We start from the raw sequence: 23,862 nt of genomic DNA, 5'->3' as shown, positions 1-23,862 counted from the left end.
CCGAAGGGACGGACCTTCCACGTCTTCGGGTACGGGGCTTGCGCGGGGACTCTGGCAGCGGTGAGACGACCGACGATCCGATGGACCTCCGCGCCGGACGAGGCCGACGCCGCCGCTGCCGTGGCGGAGATCGACGCATGGCTCGCCGCCCAGCCGGAGCCGCCGGACTGGGCAGGGGTGCTCGGGCCGGTGCGGGAGGGCCTCGCCCGCCTCGCCGCCCTGCCGGCCCTGCGCGCGGACCCGCAGGCCCGCGCTATCCTGCTCGACCTGACGACCGCGACGGAGCCGGACGCCCTCGACGCCGCCCTCGACGCCCTGCGGCGACGGGCCGACGCGCTGTCGCGGGCGCACCGGAGCGCCGCGGCCTTGGGGGCGACCGGGGAAGCCGACCGCGGCCACCGGGCCAGAACCCGCCTCAGGCTGTGACCGAAGGGCCGCGCGGCCCGGACCCGATCTCGTTCCAGGACCACCGACGATGAGCCTCTCGACCTCGACGATCACCGCGGCGCAGTACAATGCCGCCGGCTACGCCCCGACGCCGGACCTCGTCACCCCGACGGCCTTCGCGCGCTGGCCCGTGGCGATCCAGGTGGACTTCGTGCGGACCTACGGCATCGGGACGCCGCCGGCCGTCCTGGTCGGCCCGTCGAGCGGCGCCCAGGCGATCGTGCGCCTGAACGACCGAGCCGACAGAGCCGACGATGTCGAGATCACGCCCGCGCCGGCCGGCCTCAACGTGGCGCCGGGCGACGTCCCGGTGGCAACCTTCCTCGACTGGCCGGAGGCGGCCCAGGCCTTCTACGTCGAGACGAACGGGCGCTCGGGCCGGCTCGACATCGGCCCCGCCGACGCCGGCATCGAGGCCCGGCTGGAGAACGAGAACGGCAGCGTCACGATCACGACGAGTCAGGGTTTCAAGGCAGAGGCGCAGGAGGCGCGCATCTTCGCCACCCCGCCGGCGGATCTCAGTGCGGCGGACTTCTTCGCGCTGCCGCCCGACGAGCAGTTCCGCTATGCCGACAAGTACAGCTCCGCGAGACCACCCTCGATCTCGCTCCAATCGGTGGGAACGTCCTTCACGGACATCGTGGTCGAAGGCAATCGGGGCCGAGAGTACGTGGTGCGTGTGCCCGCGTCGACCTATCCCCAGTTCGGTAAAGCCCTCACCGACTTGAACAGTGCCTTGCCGGCCGCGACCTTCCAATCCTGGCCGAGCCCTGTCCAGACCGCCTACATCCTGGCGCAGGCGCCTGTGCGCAGCGGCGACTATCCCAAGACCATCGTGTTCGACGCGGGAACGAGCGGCACGCTGATCGGGCTCGTGCGCTCGAAAGGCGAGGATGCCGAGATCGTCAACGGCCCGGCGCGTTTTCTCTCGCAATCGGTCGCGATACCCGCCGCGACGTTCCTCGCCTGGCCGCAGGCGGCGCAGATCGCGTTCGTGCAGGGAAACAGCCGGGATAATCCGCCCTACGACGCCCGCCCGCTGCTCACCCTCGGCCCGAGCGGCAGCACATACGACGTCAGGATCGGGGACGACTTCCCGTCCGTTACACTGTCGAGCGGCCCGCCGGCCACCCTGCCGGATCCGGCGAGCCTCGACCTGGCGCTGTTCCAGATGTGGTCCGCCGGCGATCAGGACCGCTATGTCGCGGCGAAGGGAACCGGCACGCCGAAGACGATCACGATCCCCGCCGATTCCGCGACCGGCCGGCCGAAGGCGCTGCTCGCCCTGGACGCGGCCGGCCATGCGGCGATCAGCCTGTACCCGACCAGCTTCTCGACGGCGCCGACCACGCTCGCGGCGTCAGAGTTCCTGGACTGGCCACCGATCTTCCAGGACCTGTACACGCGGGCGAACCGCACGCCCGGCCAGGCCTCGGTGGTGATCGGCATCGGCGCCACCGTGGTGCGGGCGACGCCCGAGAACGACGGCACCACCTATGTCCAGACGGGCTCGTCGCCGCTGAACATCCTTGCCTCGCCGGGGCAGGTGCTCGCCATCCCCTACGACCACCTGCTGGGCAGCGAGGTCGGCCTCGACCCGAACCCGAACCGCGCGAACGCCGAATCGCTGTTCCCGACGCTCGACGGCACGGCGGGCCACACCATCGTGGACAAGCCGGCGGCCGTCCTGGCCGAATTCGGCAAGGCGCCGACTGCGCTGAGCGCGGAGGCCTTCAACTCCTGGCATACGGCGGTTCAGCTCGAATACCTGCGCAAGTACATCCCCGCATCCGGAAGCTCGGTCACGATCGGGACCGGCACCAACGTCATCACCGCCTTCATCTCGGCGGGCGTCCCCAATCCCGCGGATACGACGGCCGAGGCCGCCACCAGGACCATCGCCGGCGGCAACAAGGTCTACATCGCCGAGAACCTGCAGAAGCAGGACATCGCCAAGATGAGCCTTGCCGATCAGAACAAACTGGCGGGACTCGCGGTCTTCCAGGGGACGGCGGGTCTCGGCGCCGGGCTCGGCCTGGTCGGGGGCGCCACCGCGCTGATCCAAATGCAGGTGAAGGTCGACGCCGCCTTGGCCCGGATCGCCAACCCGAGCGGCGAGAAGGGCGGCGACGGCCACATGCCGGCGGCCGACAAGAGGCTCTTCAGCGACCAGCTCGACAACGTCAGGGCCTCCCTCGGCAATTCGGCCATCTTCTCGGAGGCCGAGATCGACAAGCAGGTCGACGAGATCATGACGCGTTTCGCACGGGCGAACGCGTTCGCAGTGAATCTGTACGACCTGAATTCTCGCGATCCGATCATATATTTCGGGTCGCCGTATCTCTACGTGACGACGCCAGCCTTTGGAAAGATATCCGAAGGGAAAAAGCCAGGAAGCGTAGGGTTTGCAACGGAGGGCGAGTGGAGAGATTCGTTCAACAATGCTTTTGTCACAAACGAAAACGGCGCCAACGTGGAGCCGCTGTATTTTTTTCAAGAAGATAAACCAGACGTCAAAATAAACCTGCGAACTTATGTCGATGAAAAAGCCATCGAGCTTGGTGTCGGTGCATTACAGCCTTATGTGCTGAATCTCGATCCACCTCCGATCGTCTTCGGCGGATCAGACCTGTACATCAACGGCATCGCGTTGAACAGCGTAAGCTTTCCGGCAGGGACGAGGGGATCTCCTGGCCTTATTCCTGATGCGAAGTACGTCAGCACCGACCAGAACGCAAAGATCAGACAGGGCTACGACACCTTCATCGCACAGGAGCGGCAGCTTCTCAGCCTGCAGAACACACGGAAGTCCCTCGCCGAGACGGGCACGCTCCAGAACCGAGCGCTCGACGTGCCAAACCTCGTGTATCTGTTCCAACTCTACACGAACCTCGCGGGCGAGGCCAAGATCCGCATCGGCACCGAGGAGGTCGACCAGACCAACGCCCTGCTCAAGACCTACGCCGTGATGCAGAACCTCATCAACAAGACCGTCGCCAACTTCACGGGCAGCGATACGAACGCGACGCAAGTCTTGTCCGGTTCGGGAGCAAAGGTTGAAGACCCCAACGACGGCATCGAATATGCGTTCAACGCCCTGACCGAGGACGAGAAGCGCGTGTCGGCCATGTTCACGCAGGGCGGTGGCTATTCCGGGGCCAAGCACCCGATCGAGGCCCTGCTCGGCCTGTCCCGCCCAGTGGAGCGCATGGAGGCCAAAAAATCCTCCGCCTGGCAGCAATTCTCGACCTCGGTGGGCCAGGCGGTGACGCAGATCAACCAGGAGAGCCAGATCAAGATGAACGAGATCAACGCGCTGACCAAGCAGAAGGACCGCAACTTCGACCTCGCCAACAACGCCCTGTCGAAGATGTCCGAGATCGTGCAGAAGATCGCCGGCCTGAACTGATGCCGCGCGCGCCGGCGGGAGACCGACCGTGAAGATCGGAAGCCTCGACATCGGTCTGGAATCGGTGACGCGGGTCGGCCCGCGCGACCAGCCGCACCTGCCCAAGGAGGGGCCGGTCGGCCCCGCCTTCCTGCCGCAGCCGGCCGCCCTCGACGCGGTGCTGCGCCGGCCCTCCCTCGACGAGCGGCTGCCGCGCCTGCTCCAGCCGCTCTCGCTCGACGCGGCCCTGCTCCAGCCGGCGGCGCTCACCGAGGCGCGCATCACCGCCGGGGCGACCTTCGCCACCGCGGCGCGCCGCGCCACCGGGCACCGCCGCCGGGTGCTGGACGAGGCGGCGCGGTTCCTCGCCGAGGACGCGGCGCTGGACGACGAGGTCCGCTCGGCGCTGGCCGCCCTGCTGCGCGCGTGAGCATTCCATGACGACGCTCCTGCCCGCCATCCCGGCCGGGACGGCCCCCGCGCTCCCGGACGAGCCGCGCCTCGACGCGCGCCAGCGCGACTTCCTGCTGCTGACCGTCTTCGTCCTCGCCCAGCAGGGCTTCGTCGACCGGGCGGGCATCCTGGCCGAGGCCCTCTACCTGACGGGGGACGCCACCGCCGAGGTGCTGCTCGCCCGCGCCGTGCTGCGCTTCTTCGCGCAGGACTGGGCGGCTGCGCTCGCCTGCCTGGAGGAGCTCGACCGGCTCGCCCCCGTCGAGCGGTTCGGCACCTACACCCTGACCGAGCGCCAGCGCATGCGCCGCTACCTCAAGGCCCGCTGCCTGTTCGAGCTCGACGACCGGGCGAGCGCGCGCGAGGCCGTCGAGATCTATCTGCGCCACGTCTGAATCGGGGCGACCGTGGGCGGGGCGACCCAGAAAACATGCCCCGAGCCAGTCACCCGGAAACCGAATGACATGACAACTGTGCCGTATGGTACTTCGGCTGGCCTGGAATCGCCCCTACAAGCGTTCTGCGAACCGAAGCCCGGGACGCTTCCGCCGTCTTGGATTCAACATCTCAGGTGTTGCACGTGCACGATATACACCAGGCGATCGAAGTCCTGCGCGACATAACCGGCCAGCCTGACCTGGCATTCGGCCCGGGCGAGAACGTCGAGGTCGTCTTCGACGGGACGCCAGTCGGCTTCGTCGCGACCGGCCGCCATCACTTCGAACTCGTGACGCCGCTGGCAAGCCTTGCCGCGACCCACGATCAGGCGACGCTGACCCGCCTGATGACTGCGAACTACCTCGGGACCGCCACCGGCGCGGCGCGCCTCGCTTTCGACCCGGGCCGGAAGCAGGTCGCCCTGTGCGAGCGCCTCGACCTGCGAGCGCTCGACGCGGGCGGATTGCGGGAGCGCATCGCCGACTTCCTCGGAACGGCCGCGTTCTGGAACGGCCCCGCGGGCCGCGAGGCGGCCGCCGGGCCGACCACGTCCGGACCGGACCTATCGGCGAGGGACCACTTCCTCATCCGCGGCTGAGCCGCTTCACGATCGGAGATCACAGCCATGGTTACCTCTAACAGTGTCGGCGGATCACTCCCCGTATTTCGCACGAGCTTGGCGCCGAGCGAGACCCGTAACAGTGGCACGGCCGCGACCGGCGAGATGTCCCTGCCGTCCTCGAACCGTGCGGAGACTGCCGACGCCCGGACGTCGGTCTCGACGCAACGGGGCAACGGCGAGGCGACGCAGCCATCGCGCTCTGACGCCACGACGACGTGGATGAAATCGAAGTTCGAGGAGGCCAGACCGGCGAACGCGCGCTTCCAGATCGGCTCGGGCCGCACGCAGGCGGAACCTTCCCGCAATGCGGCACCCACGAGCGACGCGGGTGAAGCCGAGACGGCGCATTACAACAACGTCGATGCCGCCGATGTCGAGACGCCGCACTACAACAACGTCGACGCCGCCGAGGTCGAGACGCCGCATTACAACAACGTCGACGCCGCCGAGGTCGAGACGCCGCACTACAACAATGTCGACGCCGCCGAGGTCGAGACGCCGCACTACAACAATGTCGATGCCACCGAGGTCGAGACGCCGCATTACAACAATGTCGACGCCGCCGAGGTCGAGACGCCGCACTACAACAACGTTACGGCCGAGTCGCTGCAGCGGCCCCGCTCGAACGCTTTCAGCCACTCTGCCCCGGCCGACGACACGGCGATGCTGACGAACGGATACATACGCGCTTAGCCAGGATCGCGTTTTACATCCGCGCCGCGACACAGACTTCTCGCGGCGACACCGTCAGAGCAGGCGGAAGGCTGACGCCTCGGGTACGCGTTCGTCCAGCGGTGAGAACCGGCGATGCCGCGCCCGACGTCTCGACGCGGAATTATCCGATTTTCTGCTCTAGAGCGTTTTCCAGCGCGGTGGATACCGGCTCGCGTGAAGAAAATGTGACCACACAGAGACTTAGAGCATTTTCCGTGATCCAGGGATCACGAAAAATGCTCTAGCCGGACCCACCTAACTCCAAAACGCTTCAAGCACCGTGACGAAGACTTCGAGATCGCTACGTCCCGTGCCAGACCACCGTGTTAAGAGGGACGATGGCGCCGCTTCATGTCGATGGAATACTCGACATCTGCAAACTGATACTCGGTCGATCCGCCACTCACTTTGGAGATGCGCGCGCCGTCGACCTGAGCGCCCATGGCATTGAGGTGATCGGCAAACGGCTTCTCGGCAAAGGCGCGTTCAACGACGTCTATACCTGCTTGCTGAAGGAGAAGCAGGGCACGACGGTTCATGAGATCGCGATAAAGAAGGTCAAGTCGCAGCTGTACAACGGCCAGCCCACGACCGTCCAGACCGGCGTCGGAATCGATCATTCCGAACCGCGTCTCGCACACAGAAACATAGCGACATCAATTCTCGACAGTTTCCTCGGCACCGCAAGTGCGCCAAGATCATCGACCGTATTGATCGATGGCCGATCCTTCGTGGCGATGACGATCGCACCGGGTATTTCGGCCAAAGAATATTACCGCAAGAACCCGACCATCATCTTCGATCCCGTCTTTCAACGCAAATGCAGCGATCTTGAAATTCTCGCTTACCTGTCCGGTAATCCGGATGTTCACAGCGGGAACATCATGATTTCCGCCGCGAGACGCGATCACGGCTATGCCGGCACCCAGGTCACGATGATCGACAACGATCTCACGTTCGGGCCGAACGCCGACAATCCGGACCGGATGAAGGGCATAGCCGGCACCAACACGCGGCAATACCGGCATACGGGCCTGCCGGCCTACATCGACATCAATACCGCATCGCGAATTCGATCGATGCAGCGACGGACCATCTCCGACGCTCTTCAGGAATTTCTCATCCCAAGCGAGCTGAACGCCTTCGAAGCGCGCCTCGATCGGGCTTTCGGACACATCGATTACCTCAAGCGCATCAATCATGTCGTCTTCGACTGGAACCGCTTCGTGAACGTGCGCGACGAAATTCTGGACGGGGGGAATTTCATCGAGGGAACGCTGGAATTCTCCGGTGTCATGCAGGGCAGCATGGGCAAGACGAAATACTTCTGCCCGAGGAGCATCATTGTACGAGACTGCCTGGAGGATCGGCTCGGAGGGGTCGCGGAACTCGATGCTCTGATCGGCCCCGATCGTCGCGCGTTGCTCCACGGTTGGGCGAAATCGGCGAAGAAACATATCCCGCCGAGCGGCGTCGATCACCGGTGAAGGCATGGATCTCGCCGGGGAAGTCGGGCGCGTCATCCGCCGCGACGCAGACGGAACCGGCGGTGATGGCGCGGGTGGATCGGGAATCATGCGTCCGTTGGCGTGGCCTGTGGAGGGTACGGTTCCTCCAGGCGGGACGGCGGCACGGTGGTCGTCCCGTATTCGAACCGAACTCGACGAAGGCACAGGGTCCGGAGGGCGAATAACGGATCTCTGTCACCTTCGGCACAAGGCGCCAACGGCCAACGGCTATGGTTGCCCCGTACTCGAGATCCGGAGCCGGTGAATGTCGATCCTCGACGGCATGCCAACCTCAGAAGCCGACATGAAGGACGTAGTGGCGACGAGCTCGACCATCGTCGAGCACGTCCTCGGGCTGGCCACGATGTCGCCGCGGGCGCGGAGCATCATCGACGCGATGAAGGGGGGCCTGTCGCTCGCCGACATCGCCAAGATATCCAAGGAGGAGCGCGACGCCCTCCTGGTCCAGGGCATCCGCCAGATGCAGTCCGGCGATGTCGCCGGCGCCCAGAACACGCTGACGACGCTCCACTACCTGGAGCCCCTCGACGAGCGCGTGATCTACGCCCTGGCCACGACCTATCAGACCCAGGGCAACTACGCAGCCGCGGGCAAGCTCTACGTCACCTTCGTGGCGCTGGATGCCACCAACCCGGACGGCTACCTGCGGCTCGGGGAGTGCTTCCTGGCCGCCACTGAGTTCGACCGGGCGCGCGCCTGCTTCGAGGTCGGCAAGGGCGAGGCGCGGGACGCAGGCAGGCTCGACCTCGTCGCGCATGCCGACCGCATGCTCGCCCTCATCGGCGACCGGACCGACCAAGCGGCCTGAGCCGCCGCCTCCCGTTTCCCTCCGGCCGAAACCCGCCAGGCGCGCGGGCAGCGCCGTCCCTTGCGAAGGAGCCAGCCATGCCCGTAGGCGATGCGACCCAGATCCCTATCCAGAACACGTACGCCCGCGCAACGTCGGCGAGCGACACCGGCGCACCCGTGCGGGTCGAAACCGCCGTGGTGGCGGGAGCCGGCGCCATAACATTGGACGGGCCGGTGCCCGACGCGACGGTCCAGGCCGCCTTCGGCTCGATGATGGACAGCCTGCGCACGCTGATGCCGAAGATGTCCGGCGAGAAGCTTCAGACGATGCTGCTCGAGGTGATGGCCAAGATCAAGGACACGATCGGGGCGAGCGAAGAGGACAAGATCAGGACCGACCAGGAATCCAAGCGCCTCGCGCTGGCGGAGAAGAGCGAGAAGATCAAGGAATCCGAAGACAAGCTCGCGGAAGCGACCGAGAAGCGCGGGAAGCTCAGCACCTGGGACAAGGTCAAGATCGCGTTCCAGTACATCGGCGCTATCGCGTCGATCGTCGCCGGAGTGTTGGCCCTCGCGACGTCGATCGCAACAGGTCCCGCCGGCATCGTCTCGGGCGCGCTCCTGATCGGCGCGGGCATCCTTCTGCTCGGCATGGCGGCGGACGCGACCTACGTCGCCGTCAACACCGAGAAGAACGGACAGCCGTCGCTCGGCTTCATCGGCGAGGCCAACAAGGCCGTGCTGATGGACCAGGGCATGTCCGAGGAGGAGGCGACCAAGGCGGGCCACAAGGCCGACACCATCGCCCGGATCGTCGTCGCCGTGGTCGCCGGCGCCATGATGATCGGGGCGGCGATCGCGGGCGGCGTGAGCGCGTACCAACTGGGCTTCGCTGTTTACAACGCTATCCAGGGCAGCACCGGCATCGCCACGAACACGATCGCCGTGGCCTCCACGGCCGCGAGCGCCTCTGGAGACATCGCCAGCGCCGTGGGCAAGAAGGATGCGACGGACCTCGAAGCCGACGCCAAGAGACTCGAGGGCGCCTCCAAGGCGATGCAGGCGATCGTCGCCTTCCTCGACGACATGATCGACATCGCGCTGACTCGTCTGAAGGGTGTGCACCAGACTTTCGAGGGCATGCTCGACACCCTGGTCGAATCGGCCAACGACAGTGCCGCCAGCTACGCCCGCGTCGGCCTCAGAGGCTGAGAGGAGATCATCATGTCCGCAGGTACGGTTCCGGAGGGCCTCAGGGCTTACGTCCCGCCCTCGTTCTACCAGGGCGACAGCCTCAAGCCGGGGGTCGACGTCGATCAGGCGATCCAGGTCGCCCAGGGCATCCAGGCCAGGGCCGAGGCGCTGCCGCCGGCGGAGGCCAAGCTGTTCCTGGCCATGATCGCCGCCGGCGACATCGCCCCCGGTGGGCAGGTGCCCGCCGATCTCGAGGAGACCCTCGACATCTACGCCGGAGCGGCCGCGGCGCTAGGCTCCCGCGTCGGCGGGGGCGACAGCCTCGAGTTCCTGGCCCGCGTGCTGATCGAGCAGGCCGCCGAGCAGCGCAAGAACGCCCTCGACGACCGGCTCAATGCGCGCGAGCAGGCGAAGACCGAGTTGATGAGCCAGGCTCAGATGTCGACTGACCAGGCGAAGGAGCTCAAGGATGGGGCGGTGAAAGCCATGATCGTCTCAATCGTGTTCTCCGCCGTATCGATCGTCGCCAGCGTCGCGTCGGTCGGCGTCGGACTGAACGGCATCAGCAAGCTCGGAAGCACGACCGCGAGCGTCGCCGAGACCGGCAAGGCACTGGGCGGCATGTCCCAGAGCATCGGTGGCCTCGCGACAACAGCGAACCAGGTGGGTCAGGCCGGATCGGGCTACGCCTCCACCGATGCCCAGGCCACCGCCAAGGAGAAGGAGGCACAAGGGGCGGTCGACGCCGCGATGGCCCAGGACCTCCAGGCCAAGGGCGACATGAAGAAGGAGATGCAAGAGACGATGAACGACATGATCAAGTCGATCATCAACTTCTTGAAGGAGATGGCCGACGCCAAGGCGCAGCAGATGCAGGTCATGACCAGGGTCTGAGCAGGGTGCGCAGGGCGGATCGGGAGGGATGATGAGCGACAGCTTCGAGGCCGTCACCGGTGCGCTCTGGAGAAGTCTCGGCTTGGTCCCGCCGGGCACGGAACGGCCGGCCCTGCAGATCGACGGCCGCACGGTCGACCTCGCGCCGGGGCCGGACGGGACGCAGGTGGTGATCTCGGCGAGCCTCGGGCGGCTCGCCGACGGCGGAGCGCGCCGGACCGAGCAACTCCGGCGCCTGCTGCGCGACGGCCTCGGGCTGCTGCTGACGAACCAAGCGGGCCTACGGCTGACGGCGGGGTCCGACGCGCAGGTCGAGGCCGTGACGACCGCGCCTTGCCGGCTCGATGCGGCTCCCCTTCTGCGCGGGCGGATCGAGGAGGTGCTGCACCTCCTCGAACTGCACGCCGCAACCCTGGAGGCCGACCCCTTCGCGGGCACGCATGCGCCGATGTCCTTGGGCGAAACCATGCTCCTCCGGCTCTGATCCACCTGGAGCATCGTCCTGGACACAATATTCAGGACGATGCTCCAAGCTCTTGTTGTTGCATCGGACTTCTCGGTCCGATGCTCTAGAGCATTTTCCAGCGAGGTGGATACCGGCTCGCGTGAAGAAAATGCGACCAAACAAAGACTTAGAGCATTTTCCGTGATCCAGAGATCACAGAAAATGCCTTAAGCGAACGATTTCTCCCGGCGGCACAGTTCGGCTGCGCTGCCGCCACGCACCGGACCGAGGCCCCAGGGCAAGCACCGATGAAACAGGACGACGGTCAAACGCCGGATATCGATCCGGTCCAGGCTTTTCTCGAGGGCAGCCTGCGCAAGGAGATCGGCCTGAAGAGCGAGGATCTCTCGGTCGGCCTCGAGGTCGCCCGCAATCACCTCAAGCGCGGCGCCCCGGCCGAGGCCCTGCGGATGTATGTCGGCCTCATCCTGTGCGAGCCGATGAACGTCGACTTCCAGGTGGGGCTGGCCAATTGCGCCATCACCCTCGGCGAGGACCATCTCGCCCTCCAGGCGGCCTCCGCCGTGGTCGCCCTCGCCCCCCGGGATCCGCGCGGCTACTACCTGTCGGGCCGGGCCTGCCTCGGCCTCGGGCACCTGGCCGAAGCCGAGGAGGATCTGAACGACGCGCTCGCGCATGCCCGCAAGACCGGCGACGCCACGGTGGCGAGCGAGGCGCAGCGGCTGCTCAGGACCTTGACGGCCATCGCCCGCCCATCCGCGGCGACGGCCTGAGCGGCCCATGGTACCGGCACCCAATCCCGCCCCCGTCGATGCCCCGCGCAACGTGACGGGACGGGCGGAGGAGCGCTCCGGACCCTTCGGCCTCGACGAGGCCGAGACCGAACTCTTGGCCCGCGTCTGCGCCGAGGTCGCCGAACCCCTCGGGATCGATGGCGCGGGTCTGGTCGACGGCCTGCGTCGGGGCCAGACCCTGGGCGCGGCGCTGCGCCTGCCCGCGAGCCTCGCCGAGGCGCTCTATGCCCGTGCCCACACCTGGTTCTCGGCCGGGCGTCACGAGCGGGCCGAGGATCTGTTCCGTGCCCTGTGCGTCCTCGACGGAGGCGGCGGCGACTACTGGGTCGGCTACGGCGTCTGCCTGCGCCTGCGCGGGGCCTCACGCGAGGCGGGGCTCGCCTTCGCCACCGCCGCCGCCCTGCGGCCGGATTGGGCGGTCGCCCATTTCCATGCCGCCGGCCTGGCGATGGCCGTGGAGAACTGGGAGCTCGGTACGGAACACCTCCGCGCATTTGAGCGCTGCGACGGGCCGGACACGCCGCCAGATATGCGCCAGGAGGCGGCGAGGCTGCAACTCGCCGCTGCGCAGCACGCAGCCCGCGGGCGGTCGTCACCCGGCGTCGGCGTACCGCGATGAGGTGCTGATCCCATGCCGCCGCTCGACGCCGTCAACCAGCAATTCGCCCTCGCGGCCGGCCAAGCCTCGATCGAGATCGCCCGCAACATCGGAAGTTCGCTCCAGGAGACGGTCGAGGCGCCGCGGACGGCTTCGGCCGGCGTTCTCGGTCCGCGTGGCGCGGACGATCTGACGTCCCTCGATCAGGCCCCGTCCGAGCCGCGCCGCGACGATCGCCCCCCCGCGCAATCCCTGGTCGGGTTGAGGCCGCCCAGTGCCGCCGCCGGCGCGCCGGCCTGGCCCTCGCTCCGGGCCTCGTCCTGGGATCGGACGATCGTGATGCCGCGGGATGCGGTCGCGCGGGCCGAGCCCGATCAAACCGCGGGCGCATCCCCTTCGGAATCCGCCTCGGCGGCACGCGCCGAACCGCTTTCGCTCGCCGAACGGCGCGAGCCGACCCGGCCTGAAGGCCCCAGGCCGGATCATGCACCAGTCGCGGCAATGGCACGGTCTGAATCGCCGGAGCCGGGCAGCCAAATCACGGAAACCACCGGTGGGGAGGCGTCCGAGGCGGCACCAGCCCGGGATCCCGGGCGTGTATCGCCCGGCAAGCCTGACGCTCCGGCGGCCGGGACGAGGACGGACAACCCGGAGCGCGCCGCTTCCGCTCAGCCGGGTCCGGACGGAGAACCGACATCCGGATCGCCTCCAGCCTACCAGGCCGCTGGGCAGCGGACCGCCGACGCGGCGCCCGGTGCCGGGGCGAGGTTCGTCGCAGCCCCGACGGAGCCGGCAGGCTCCGGCGCGCCAGCGCGATCCGAAGATGCCGATACGTCGGCGCCGCCCGAAGGCGCGGGAAGGATGGCCGCCCGCGCACCGATGCAGCCCGAGAGCATCGGAGGGGCCGATGCCCGTGCGCCTGCGCGGTCGGAGGCGGAGCCGGCGATGACAGGCCGAGCACCCGTTCTCTCCTCGGGGGCTTCCGCCAATCCGGGCGCCGCTCCGAGCGAACGCGTCGTCGCGCCGGCCCAGCCTGCACCACCTGCAGTCCGCGAGGCAGCGAACTCTGCAAGGATCGGTCGGCCGGAGACCGATGCGCAGGCACCGGTGCAGCCTGAGAGCATCGGAGAGGCCGACGCCCGCGCGCCTGCGCGTTCGGAATCGGCGTTGGCAGGCCGAGCACCCGTTCCATCCTCGGGGGCTTCCGCCGCTCCGGGCGAGCACCTCGTTGCGCTGGCCGAGCCCTCATCACGTGAAGCCCGCGGGGTAGCGAATCCCGCAAGGATTGGTCTGCCAGAGACCGATGCGCCGGATGTCACGCCCCCGACGCGCCAGGCCCTTACCGCAGCGCCGCTCCCCCTGCGAACGGAGGGGGTCGCGCTTTCGAGGAGCGCGGATTCCGCCTCGCCGATCAGCGGCGACGCACGGAATGCGCCCGCTGACCCGACGCTTCTTCCGGATTGGACCGCGCCCGCGAGCCTCGCCATCGGCGGGCAAGTCGAGCGTGCGGGAATCATCGCGTCCTTCATCCTCAACGCGGCGATGATTCCCGGCTGGCCGCCGCCGCTGCCCTTCGCACCCACCCTCGAGGCGCGGCTGCTTGGCCTGATGCCAAAGCAGCAGGCATCGAGCGAGGAAGGCGACATCCTCGCCTATATCGAGAGGTGCGGGGTGAAGCCTCATGGGCTGGCGCGCCTGCGCGACCTGCTGGCGGGCCTCGCCAAGTCCCGCCGCATGCGGTTCCTGCTGGGACTGGCGGTGCTGCTGTCGGCGATCGAGACGGTGCTCGAGCTCGTCGAGGAGGAACTCGCCCGCCTCGCAGGGGATGCCGGCAGCGAAGAGGCCGAGGTGACGGCGTTCCGCCCCCTGATCGGGTGAGGCGTGATCAGCAGGCGGTTTCGTCACGTACGGCACAGCCCCGATCCGCAGGCCGTCTAAGGTATGCTCCACACGCGACCTCCACTCGGTCAAGGAACGCCCATGTCCTCTGGCGTCGGTTCGGTCACATCGCCGCCCCCCACATACGCGACGGCCCCGACCGTCGCGCCGGTCGCCGCGACGGTCGGGGCCGGCATTTCGGCAACCCAGACGGCGGCGCCGCCCGCGCTCTACGCATCCTTCGGTGCCGCATTCGGCACCGGGCTCCTCGGCCTGCGCACGCCGCAGAATCCGGAGGACGCCGCCATGATCCTCGCGCAGATCGCGCTCGCCGTCGACGCGGCGGCCCAGGAGGGCAGCAGCAACAGGATCGCCAGCGCCCTGTCCGGCCTGCGCACGGGGTTGGGCTCTGCGATCGCGGGGATCGTCGGCGGCGCTGCCCAGATCGCTGCCAAGACCACTGAGCGGACGGCCGCACAGGCCGAACTCGCTGCATCGAGCGTGCAGCAGACCGATCTCACGACGCAGAAGGAGGCGCTCACGACCGAGGCCGGCCGACTGACGAGGCTGATCTCATACGCGACGGCCGGGAAGACCGAGGCGGATGAGGCCCGGACGGATCTGACCGCCCGGCAGGCGGCATCCACGGATGCCCTCGCCGCGGCCACCGCGCGGATCGCGGGGCTGGACGACGAGATCGCCGCCGCCGACGCGGCCAACGACCCTGAGCGTGCCGACGCTTTGAGGGTCGAGCGCGACGCGGCCATCGGCGATCGCTCCGCCGCGGAATCGGAGGGAGCCATGGTCGGCGCGCTTCTGGAGGCCAACACGACCACCCTCGAAGACCTCACCGCCGAGATCGCGGAGGCGCGCGCGGCCCTGGCGACGACGAACGCCTCCCTCGCCGAGGCGGATTCCAGCTTGGCGGCCGTCGCGGCCGAGATCGCGACGGCGACGGCGACGGTCGCCCGGATCGAGGGCGAGATCGCCGTCCTCGCAGCGGCCGGCCCCCAACGCGACCTGGCCCTCGTCTCGGTCTTCAGCCAGATCGCGCTGTTCCTCCAGACCGGGGGGGGCGAGCGCAGCCGGTCGGTGGAGCGCAGCACCGATCTCGACCGTCTTCTCGACGACGTCGCGCAGACCCTGAGGCGGTTCCAGCAGGACAGCGTCGCGACGGCCGATACGAATGCGCGCACGAGCCGCGAGGCCGGCGACGCAGAGGACGAGCGCCGCGTGGCGCAGACCGCGCTCGGCCTCCTCACCGGGCTCGCGGACCTTCTCCAGATGCTGCGGCAGTTCCGCGACGAGCCGGCCGCCGCGGTGCAGGACGCGGACGACGACCTCGTCCGCTATCAGTTCGCGGTCTGAACCGGATGCCGATCGAGACAGACCCCGGAGCGGCGTGCACGCGATGATGCGGTTCCTTAACGCGCTGTCCAAGCGCAACGACTTGTTGCTGGCGTTCCTGCTGATCTGCATCATCTTCATGATGATCCTGCCGCTGCCGACGGCGGTGATCGACGTGCTGATCGCCCTCAACCTCGCACTGGCCGCGATCCTGCTGATGGCGGCCGTCTATCTCACCGATGTCGTGCAGCTCTCGTCCTTCCCGTCGATCCTGCTGCTGACCACCCTGTTCCGGCTCGGGCTCGCGATCTCGACCACGCGCCTGATCCTGATCCAGGCGGATGCCGGCCACATCGTCGAGACCTTCGGGCGCTTCGTCGTCGGGGGCAATCTCGTCGTCGGCTTGGTGGTGTTCCTGATCCTGACCATCGTGAACTTCATGGTGATCACGAAGGGCTCGGAGCGCGTCGCCGAGGTCTCGGCCCGCTTCTCCCTCGATTCGATGCCCGGCAAGCAGATGTCGATCGATTCCGACATGCGCGCCGGCATGATCGAACTCGACGAGGCCAAGCGGCGCCGGAACAAGCTGGAGAAGGAGAGCCAGCTCTACGGCGCCATGGACGGCGCGATGAAGTTCGTCAAAGGCGATGCCATCGCCGGACTAATCATCATCGCCGTGAACATGATCGGCGGCATCGCCATCGGCACGATGCAGCGCGGCATGCCCATCGGCGAGGCGATGGAACGCTACTCCCTGCTCACGATCGGCGACGGCCTCGTCTCGCAGATACCGGCTCTGTTCATCTCAATGACGGCGGGCTTCATCGTCACCCGTGTCGCCTCCGACGACAACGCCGATCTCGGCAGTGACATCATGGGCCAGCTCGGGGCCGAGCCGAAGGCGCTGCTGATCACCGCCGTCATCATGGTGGTGTTCGCGCTGGTGCCGGGCTTTCCGGCCCCGATCTTCCTCATCCTCGCCGCTGCGGCTGGAGTGGGCGGCTGGATGACCATCCGCAAGCGCCGCCGCGGCGCGAGCAAGGTGCGAGCGGGCGAGATGCCGGCGCTAGCCTCGGCCCTCGCCCCCGTCGGCAAAGCGCCCTCCCTGCCCGGTGCCGAGGAGGCCGACACGGCGCCCATCCCCAGCGTGAGCTTCGCGCTGACCGTGCCACTCATCGTCGACATCGCGGCCAGCGTGCGCGACGCGATCCGGCCGGACAAGCTCGACCGCGAGGTCGCGCAGGTGCGGCGCGCCCTCTACTTCGACCTCGGCGTGCCGTTCCCCGGCATCCACCTGCGCCTGAACGAGAACCTGAAGGACGGCGAGTACCGGATACTCGTCAACGAGGTGCCCGTCGCCGCGGGCGCGGCAAGGCCGGGCTACGTCATCGTGCGCGAGACGGAGGCCAATCTGCGCATGTTCGACATTCCGTTCGAACGTGGCGACGACTTCCTGCCCCACACGCCGAGCTACTGGGTCTCGACGCGGCACATGCCGACGCTGGAGCGGGCCGGCATGCAGGTGATGACGCTCTCGACGATGCTGACCTACCATCTCGCCCACGTGCTCAAGAACCACGCGTCGGAGTTCATCGGCGTCCAGGAGACGATGTACCTCATCGGACAGATGCAGAAGAACTTCGGGGAACTGGTGCGCGAGGCCACCCGGCTCTTGCCGACCATCACCATCACCGACGTGCTCCAGCGGCTGGTGAGCGAGGAAATCTCGATCCGCGACATGCGGACCGTGCTGGAGGCCCTCGTCGCCTGGGGCCAACGGGAGAAGGACCCGATCGTGCTGACCGAGCACGTGCGCTCGGCCCTCAGCCGCTACATCACCCACAAGTTCTCAGGCGGCCAAAGCATCATCCCGGCCTACCTCATCGCCAAGGAGGTCGAGGACATCGTGCGCAACGCGATCCGGCAGACGAGCGGAGCCTCTTACCTCGCCCTCTCGCCCGACGTGCACCGCCAGCTCATCGGCTCCATGCGCGGCGTCGTCGACAGCGCGGGCCAGAACGCGGTGGCTCCGGTGATCCTCGTGCCGATGGATATCCGCCGCTTCATGCGCAAGATCGTCGAGCGCGACTTCCCCCACCTCGCCGTCCTGTCCTACCAGGAACTCACCGCCAACGCGAACGTGCAGCCCCTGGAACGCATCAAGCTGACGGCCCAGATCAACAATGCGGCCTGAGACCGCCGCCCTCGCCGCGCAGCCCGCGGCCGGGACCGCGCAGCACCTGCGCCCACGGCTCACCGCCTACACGGTCGGCCTCTGCGTCGCGCTTGGGTTCTACCTTCTTGTGCACGGGCGGGGACAGGGTGTGGCGTTCTGGGCGTGCGCCCTCGGGGTGATCCTCGCCCTCGTCTCCGGAGTGCTCAGCCGGGCCGCGCTCCCACCGCTCCGGCTGCGCTTGGGGGCCTGCGGCAGCGTCGCCCTCGCCCTCGTGGTCCCGATGGGGCTCGCCGCGGCGACGGGCGCGCCGGCCGCCGCGGCCCTGCCGCTCTGGCCGCAGATCCTGGTGACCCTGTTCGCGAGTCACGTCCTGAGCGAGGAGTGCGACCTGCGCTTCTGCGCCTTCTGGGAGGCGCCGCTTCAAGCCCGCGCCAACGTGCAGATCCAGTCCGGCGCGGCCGCGGTCGCGCTGGGCGCCTTCCTGACCCTTCTGCTCTATCAGGTGATGGGGTTCACCGCGCCGGAACGGTCCGTCGAGACGACATTGTCGACGGTGCTCGCCGGGGCCCTGGCCGGAGGCAGCGCGATCCATCGGGCGATCGTCTTCCTGTTCTTCGTCATCATGGCGCATCTGTGGGAGGCGGTCCTGCGCCATCGCCGCGATCGGGCAGCCCTCCACGGGGTGCAGGCCGCCTTCGCGCTTCTCCCGGCGAGCGGGCGCGCCACCGGCCTGCAGGCGCGGGTGGACGAGATCTGCGGTGCCTACGGCCGCACGTGGACGGCGAGCCTGATCGCGGCGGCGCTGGAGGATCATGGGACCGAGGCCCGGAGGCCTGACGGGGGGCGCCGCGCGGCGGCCGCCTTCGAGGCGTTCCGCCAAGCGTCGCGACGCTTCGTGCGCGGCCTCATAACCTTGCTGCCTCTGCTCGGCTTCCTCGGCACGGTGGTCGGTCTCGCCACCGCGATGGCGTCGCTTCCCCTCGATGGCGCCGCCGGCGGCCGGATCGACCTGACCGGGAGCCTCGCAGGCCTCGCCCTCAAGTTCGAGACGACGCTGCTCGGCCTGCTCGGCAGCATGGCCGCCTCGCTCTTCCTGTCGCTCATCGAGAAAAGCGAGGCGGAGCTCGCCGCCGCCTGCGCCGTCTTCGCCGGAACGATCGAGGCGGCCGATGCCGCCTAGAGGTTTGCCCGGCCCTTCGCACGAGCCTGAGGCGGACGACGGGCTCTACGATCCGTTCGCAGACCTGCTGTTTGCCCTGGTTGCGGCGGTGCTGCCCGCGATCCTCGTGCTGCTGCCCGTCGTCCACCAGGCGGCCCGGAGCCCCGGCGCGCAGCGGCCGACGGATGCGGTCACGGTGCGCGGCCGGCCGGCTCAGCCCATTCTCGCGGGCGCCGACGGCCTGCGCCTCGCGGAGGACGGGCGCGCGGTCCCCCTCGACCGGATCCCCGACGATCCCGCCCTGCGCGCCCTGCTCCTCCGCCTGCGCGAGGCGGGCGAACCGCTTCTGCTGATCGTGGAGCCGAACGGTCTCGAGAGCGCCTTCGCCTTCGAGCCCATCGCTGCGGCCTACGGCCCGCCGCAGATCGAACAGGTCCGCGCGCGCTCCACATGCGCCGCGGCGCAGGAACCGGCTCTCGCCCGCGCCTGCATGGCATTCGCGACCGCGCCGTGAGGCACGGCGCGGTCATCCTCCGAAGGACGACCTGATGGGGCTCGGAGCGGCCGCGCTCACGGATCTGTCGGCCAACATCTTTGCCGCCCTTCTGCTGATCCTGCTGATCCTCCTGCGCGCCGGTTCCGACGCGCCGGCACCCGCCGTTCCGGTCGAGGCGACGGAGGCGTTGGGGAGCCGCGCGCGCGCGCCGCTGCGCGCCGGGGCGCTCGTCGAGATCCTGCGGGCCCGCGCGCCGGGCACGAAGGGGGTGAGCCTCGACCTTGTGGAGTCCGGCCTGCGGTCGCCGTCTGCCGGATTCCCGGTACCGGAAGCCGCTCCCCTCGCCGCCCTCGACCGGCTCCTCCATGCTGGAGAGCCGGGCATGCCCGTCCGCCTCTACGTGTTCTCCCACCGCTGGTACGATTCGACGGTCCGCCGGCTGGAGCAGGCGGGGCTCGCTTGGCATGAGATCACGGTGCCGCGGGCGCTGCGGGACCGGGAGGGGAGCGCGTGGTCGTCCGCCTTCCTCGCGATCCTCGAACATCGCGACGAGCGCGGCCGCTTCCGCGAGGATCTCGCCCGCCTGCTGTCGGCCTCGCCTTCCGCGGTCCTCCGCCCGGACGCCTCCGTCGCGGCAGGCAGCGAAGCGGATGGTGCAGGCGCCAGCCCCGCCAAGACGGCTGGGCTATCCGGACGCCTGTACCGGATTCTGTCCGTCGCGTTGGAAATCTTGGCCATTTCCGCAGGTGTCGTGGCGGTCCTGGCTATCGAACAACTTGTCCCGAGGTCACGTATGAGCTACCGATATCCTTCGGAATTGAGTCTCGCCGCTCGATCAACGGATGACACCAAGAGGAGACGTCATGATTGATCCGACGCCCTTCGCGCGATCCACGCCGCTGCCGGATCATCAGACGGCGCAGGCCAGCCGTGACCCGCTGCCCGTCTCCTCGCCGAAGGCCATCGCGCAGAATGCCGACGTGCGGACCGAGCGCAGCGCCGTGGCGCAGGCGGACGCCTTCCAAACCTATCTCGATCAGACCAGCATCACGCTGGTGGAGAGCACGACCAAGAAGCGGCACCTCGATGCGGCCGACCTGATCGGCCAGCAGAGCGTCTACGTCGCACCGGGTGCCGCCCTCGGCGTCTGACGCCCTCCCAGGAAAGAACGACCAACCATGACCGAGTCGACCTATCGCATCGGCGGCACGAACCCGGCGCAACCCGCCGCCTCGAACGACCAGGACCGTTCGCAGGACGCGCGGGGCTCGCGCTTCGCCTCCGTGCTCTACGGCATGCTGCGCCCGCCGGTCCTCGACTTCTCCCAGGCGTCCGGAGATTTCGAGGACGAGGCGGCGACGCCCCCTCCGATGCGCGCCTTCGTCCAGCCGAACATGTCCACCCTGTTGCGGAACGCCGAGGCCGCTGCACCCGCCTCACCGAAGGCCGGACGGGACGCCTGACGAGAACAGTCTTTTGGGAAAATCGAGCCGTCGGCGGATCACCCAACCGAATCCGCTGCCTCGCGAGCGGCTCCGCCTCCGTAAATCCCTGCTTCGTCAGGGCATGATCTTCCAGTTCATGTCGGGTTCGAACACGACCGTCGACAGGCCCCGGCCAAGCTGGATCGCCACGCCGAGCTCCCCGATGATGGCGAGACGGCTCGAGCGATCCGGCGCTGCGCCCTCATACATCTTGCGCCCGCCTCGGGTGAGCACGAAGCGCGCCTGAAGCAGGTTCGCGCCGGCGATGTCCAGGGTGAACGGCGCGAGATCGCGGACGATGAAGCGCACGAAGGCAGGGTTGCGCGCGATCTCGCGCAGATAGAGCGAGTGCGCCGCGGCCTCGCTCGCCGGGACGGCCTGCTTGGCGCACGCGCCCACGCGGTTGGGATTCAGGCCGGCCTCCAGCAGCAGAACCTGGACGTCTCGTCCAAACGTCGCGAGCGACGTTCCCTCGCTCGTGCTGAGGATATCGAGCCAGAACAGCGTGGCCGGAATGTCCGCAGGGCGCAGTTGCGCATCCGGCCAGCAGGGAGCGGTCGCCTTGGCCTCGCGTGGTTCCAGAAGTGGAAGATACCAGCTCGGAACGCCGTCTTGCGCACCGGCCCCGTCGCCACCGGCCCCGTCGCCACCGGCCCGAAGGGTCTCCATGGCGATCCGCAAGGCACGGCCGCGCGCATCGGTGCCGAGATTGCCGGTCCGCCAGCGCTCGAGCAGGTCGCGGCCCTGGTCCGCCAGGTCCGCACTGGCGGTGTCGGAGGCGGAAGCTCCCGCCGCCAGATCCGAGGTCCCGCCCGCACCGGCCGGGAGACCCTTGGTCTCGGCTCCGCCGGCTGCGAAGCCGCCTTCACCTCGCGCGTCGGCGGAAAAACGGGCCGCCGTACCGGACCGGTCGGGCGCGACCGGACGACGATCGCCACCGATCGCGTCGAGGAGCAGGTTGGTCGCCCGATTCACCTCGCCCTGCCTCGGCGGCGCTCCGCCCTCCCCCTGGGCACCCGCATCTCGGTCCCATGCCGGGCTCCCGCGCCCAGCCGTGCCGGGCAGGCGCGGGCTGTCCAGCCCCTTGCCCGCGCCGGCGGCAGGGCCGGCCTCACTCGCGCGACGGCCTGCTCCGGAGGCGCCGGGTCCGGCCGGGCTCTCCGCACCGTTGCCCCGGACGGGTCCGCCGCCCGCCCGGCCGTCGCGCACGATCGCGTTGCCGGATCCGCCGGAACCGCCCGGTTCGAACGCTGCGGCGCGGTCAGTGCCCGCGCCGGCGGCAGGGCCGGCCTCGCTCGGGCGACGGTTGCTCGCTCCGGAGGCGCCGGGTCCGGCCGGGCTCTCCGCACCGTTGCCCCGGATGGGTCCGCCGACCGCCCGGCCGTCGCGCACGATCGCGTTGCCGGGTCCACCGGAACCGCCCGGTTCGAACGCTGCGGCACCGTCGGCGCCCGCACCGGCGGCAGGGCCGGCCGTGTCCGGACGCCGACCGATCTCCCCGTTGAGACGCTGCGCCGCACCGGCGAAGACCTCGTCGAGCTGAAACGATCCCTGCCGGAGCCGATCGAGATTCAGCGCGGCGTCCCCGCCGCTTGTCTGAGCACCGATCACGATGGCGCGCTCCGGCACCGCCCCGCCGCGGTCTCCCGGCGTTTGCAACTGCACGAAGGAGCGGAGGGCAATGTCCTTGGAAAAGCGCCGGGCATAGCTCTGCAGGAACCCGACCCAGGCGTCGATCTTCGCGACGGGGATCGCGCCGTTGGCCTCGATCAGATCACCATCCGCCCTCAGCAGGATCCAGGGCTGGATCTGCGTCGTGACTGCGAGCTTCTCGACCTCCCCGAGCAGGGTCGCGGCGGTCTTGATGCGCGCGTCGATCCCGGCGACGCCGAGCACCCGGTCCTTCACCAGTTCGACGAAGCGCTCGGCCCTGGCCGCGTTCAGAATCGTCCCCTCAAGGGTCAGGTTTCCGTTCGCCGCGAGTTCGTGGGTGACGTTGACCTTCTGCACCTCGATCAGGTTCTGCACCTCGCTGCGAAGCGTCTGAAGGACCCAGAGACGGACCCGGATCGGTACGCCGGTCTGCTCCAGCGCCGCAGCCAGCGCCCGCCGCTCCACCGGGCTCTCGACGTAGCCGTTGACGTAGATGGCGCCGTCGACCTCCTGATGCGCGGTGACGGGGCGTCCGAACGGGAACCTGTCCAGGGTTTCGCGCACGACGGAAAGATCCTGTCCACCGGAGGCCGCCATCTGCCCGCTCCGCCGCAGGCCGCCGTCGAGGACGTACCAACCCATGCCGACGAGCAGCAGGAGGAGGGCGATCATGGGAGCCGCCAGGTTGCGCAGGCGCTCGGGCGTGAAACGAGCGGCGAGGCCGCGCGGCGGAACCGGCGCCGGGCGGGCGGACTGATCGAGCTCGGCTTCCGCGATCGTGGCCCATTGCGAGGTCGGGTAGCCGAGGGCGAACCGGGTCGTGCCCACGGTGACGATGTCGAGCGGCTCGATCTCCCGCCAGGGATCGTCCGGCCCGGCCGTCACCCCCGCCGCGGTCCGAAGGTTTCCGGCCGATCCGGCGATCTCGATCTTGCCAGGTGCGACCCGCAGGCGGGCGTGGGAGGCCTTCAGGCTGACGTCGACGAGCTGGATGTCGTCTTCCGCGCCGCTGCCCAGATTGTACTCACCTGCGACGAGGGAGACTTCGACGCCTGCCTGAACGCCGCTGAAGATCTTGAGGATAACGAGATCGGAAGGTCGGGTCTCGGTCACTGTGTCTCAAACCCATCCCGGACGCGGACGATGAGTCCTCGTCGTCGCACGCGAACGCCTCACCGCAGGCCTTATACTTGGCGTGAATTCCGCCAAGTCACCCACCGGCGTCAAGTAACCGTGGCTTTACCCCCCTTCTTGGAGAAAAACAGCCGTGGATGCCCATGTTCGTGGGACAAGGATGAAACTTCTGAGACGCTGAAACATACATGCACGCGCACGATCCGATA

General features: G+C 68.5%; 22 protein-coding genes. 21 read left to right on the top strand and 1 reads right to left on the bottom strand.

Going from position 1 to position 23,862, the window contains the following annotated elements; all coding sequences use genetic code 11:
* The first annotated feature begins 60 nt into the window (after positions 1-60).
* The 21 genes from ACFE86_RS00240 to ACFE86_RS00140 all read left to right on the top strand — a co-directional run bounded on the left by ACFE86_RS00240 (position 61) and on the right by ACFE86_RS00140 (position 20,845).
* Positions 61-426 carry a hypothetical protein gene (locus tag ACFE86_RS00240; RefSeq protein WP_375453316.1) on the top strand — a complete coding sequence of 122 codons (366 nt, stop codon included), beginning with the start codon at positions 61-63 and terminating at the stop codon, positions 424-426.
* Positions 427-475: 49 nt separating this feature from the next.
* Positions 476-3,856, top strand: a complete 3,381-nt coding sequence (locus ACFE86_RS00235) for a hypothetical protein (RefSeq protein ID WP_375453315.1) — start codon at positions 476-478, stop codon at positions 3,854-3,856.
* Between the two features lie 28 nt (positions 3,857-3,884).
* A complete protein-coding gene (locus ACFE86_RS00230) occupies positions 3,885-4,265 on the top strand; it encodes a hypothetical protein (RefSeq protein WP_375453314.1) in 381 nt (126 codons plus the stop codon).
* 7 nt (positions 4,266-4,272) lie between these two features.
* Positions 4,273-4,683, top strand: a complete 411-nt coding sequence (locus tag ACFE86_RS00225) for a hypothetical protein (protein WP_375453313.1) — start codon at positions 4,273-4,275, stop codon at positions 4,681-4,683.
* 185 nt (positions 4,684-4,868) lie between these two features.
* Entirely contained in the window at positions 4,869-5,324 is a 456-nt protein-coding gene (locus ACFE86_RS00220) for a type III secretion system chaperone (RefSeq protein WP_375453312.1), read from the top strand.
* 78 nt (positions 5,325-5,402) lie between these two features.
* Complete coding sequence (locus ACFE86_RS00215; RefSeq protein ID WP_375453311.1) at positions 5,403-6,041, top strand: hypothetical protein; 639 nt, start codon at positions 5,403-5,405, stop codon at positions 6,039-6,041.
* 359 nt (positions 6,042-6,400) lie between these two features.
* Entirely contained in the window at positions 6,401-7,549 is a 1,149-nt protein-coding gene (locus ACFE86_RS00210) for a hypothetical protein (RefSeq protein ID WP_375453310.1), read from the top strand.
* 325 nt (positions 7,550-7,874) lie between these two features.
* Positions 7,875-8,399, top strand: coding sequence for a tetratricopeptide repeat protein (locus tag ACFE86_RS00205; protein WP_375453309.1), 525 nt, complete (start codon positions 7,875-7,877; stop codon positions 8,397-8,399).
* A 308-nt stretch (positions 8,400-8,707) separates the two neighbouring features.
* A complete protein-coding gene (sctE, locus tag ACFE86_RS00200) occupies positions 8,708-9,592 on the top strand; it encodes a type III secretion system translocon subunit SctE (protein ID WP_375453308.1) in 885 nt (294 codons plus the stop codon).
* Between the two features lie 12 nt (positions 9,593-9,604).
* A complete protein-coding gene (locus ACFE86_RS00195) occupies positions 9,605-10,468 on the top strand; it encodes a hypothetical protein (RefSeq protein WP_375453307.1) in 864 nt (287 codons plus the stop codon).
* Positions 10,469-10,499: 31 nt separating this feature from the next.
* Positions 10,500-10,952: a hypothetical protein gene (locus tag ACFE86_RS00190; protein WP_375453306.1), complete on the top strand. Its 453-nt coding sequence runs from the start codon at positions 10,500-10,502 to the stop codon at positions 10,950-10,952.
* Between the two features lie 269 nt (positions 10,953-11,221).
* The gene (locus ACFE86_RS00185; RefSeq protein WP_375453305.1) at positions 11,222-11,707 is read left to right on the top strand and encodes a pathogenicity island protein; all 486 of its coding nucleotides are present in this window, start codon (positions 11,222-11,224) and stop codon (positions 11,705-11,707) included.
* 7 nt (positions 11,708-11,714) lie between these two features.
* On the top strand, positions 11,715-12,347 hold the full coding sequence (locus ACFE86_RS00180) for a hypothetical protein (protein WP_375453304.1): 633 nt from the start codon (positions 11,715-11,717) through the stop codon (positions 12,345-12,347).
* Positions 12,348-12,359: 12 nt separating this feature from the next.
* Entirely contained in the window at positions 12,360-14,204 is a 1,845-nt protein-coding gene (locus tag ACFE86_RS00175; protein WP_375453303.1) for a hypothetical protein, read from the top strand.
* A gap of 102 nt (positions 14,205-14,306) precedes the next feature.
* A complete protein-coding gene (locus tag ACFE86_RS00170; protein WP_375453302.1) occupies positions 14,307-15,572 on the top strand; it encodes a hypothetical protein in 1,266 nt (421 codons plus the stop codon).
* A gap of 43 nt (positions 15,573-15,615) precedes the next feature.
* The gene (gene sctV / locus ACFE86_RS00165) at positions 15,616-17,745 is read left to right on the top strand and encodes a type III secretion system export apparatus subunit SctV (protein ID WP_375453301.1); all 2,130 of its coding nucleotides are present in this window, start codon (positions 15,616-15,618) and stop codon (positions 17,743-17,745) included.
* A complete protein-coding gene (locus ACFE86_RS00160) occupies positions 17,735-18,907 on the top strand; it encodes a MotA/TolQ/ExbB proton channel family protein (RefSeq protein WP_375453300.1) in 1,173 nt (390 codons plus the stop codon). The genes sctV and ACFE86_RS00160 overlap by 11 nt, the downstream gene beginning before the upstream one ends.
* A 4-nt stretch (positions 18,908-18,911) precedes the next feature.
* Entirely contained in the window at positions 18,912-19,400 is a 489-nt protein-coding gene (locus ACFE86_RS00155) for a hypothetical protein (protein ID WP_375453299.1), read from the top strand.
* A gap of 34 nt (positions 19,401-19,434) precedes the next feature.
* On the top strand, positions 19,435-20,253 hold the full coding sequence (locus ACFE86_RS00150) for a hypothetical protein (RefSeq protein WP_375453298.1): 819 nt from the start codon (positions 19,435-19,437) through the stop codon (positions 20,251-20,253).
* Entirely contained in the window at positions 20,246-20,533 is a 288-nt protein-coding gene (locus tag ACFE86_RS00145; protein WP_375453297.1) for a hypothetical protein, read from the top strand. The genes ACFE86_RS00150 and ACFE86_RS00145 overlap by 8 nt, the downstream gene beginning before the upstream one ends.
* A 27-nt stretch (positions 20,534-20,560) precedes the next feature.
* Entirely contained in the window at positions 20,561-20,845 is a 285-nt protein-coding gene (locus tag ACFE86_RS00140; RefSeq protein WP_375453296.1) for a hypothetical protein, read from the top strand.
* A 96-nt stretch (positions 20,846-20,941) separates the two neighbouring features.
* Here the strand turns inward: ACFE86_RS00140 and ACFE86_RS00135 are convergent, their stop codons facing one another.
* Positions 20,942-23,632 (bottom strand): FHA domain-containing protein, encoded by a 2,691-nt coding sequence (locus tag ACFE86_RS00135; RefSeq protein WP_375453295.1) that lies wholly within the window; start codon positions 23,630-23,632, stop codon positions 20,942-20,944.
* Between the last annotated feature and the right edge of the window lie 230 nt (positions 23,633-23,862).

This window comes from uncultured Methylobacterium sp., from assembly GCF_964244095.1.
GTDB lineage: Bacteria > Pseudomonadota > Alphaproteobacteria > Rhizobiales > Beijerinckiaceae > Methylobacterium.
Note: the sequence above shows the minus strand (reverse complement) of the source record. Positions and strands in the feature narration are given on the sequence as shown.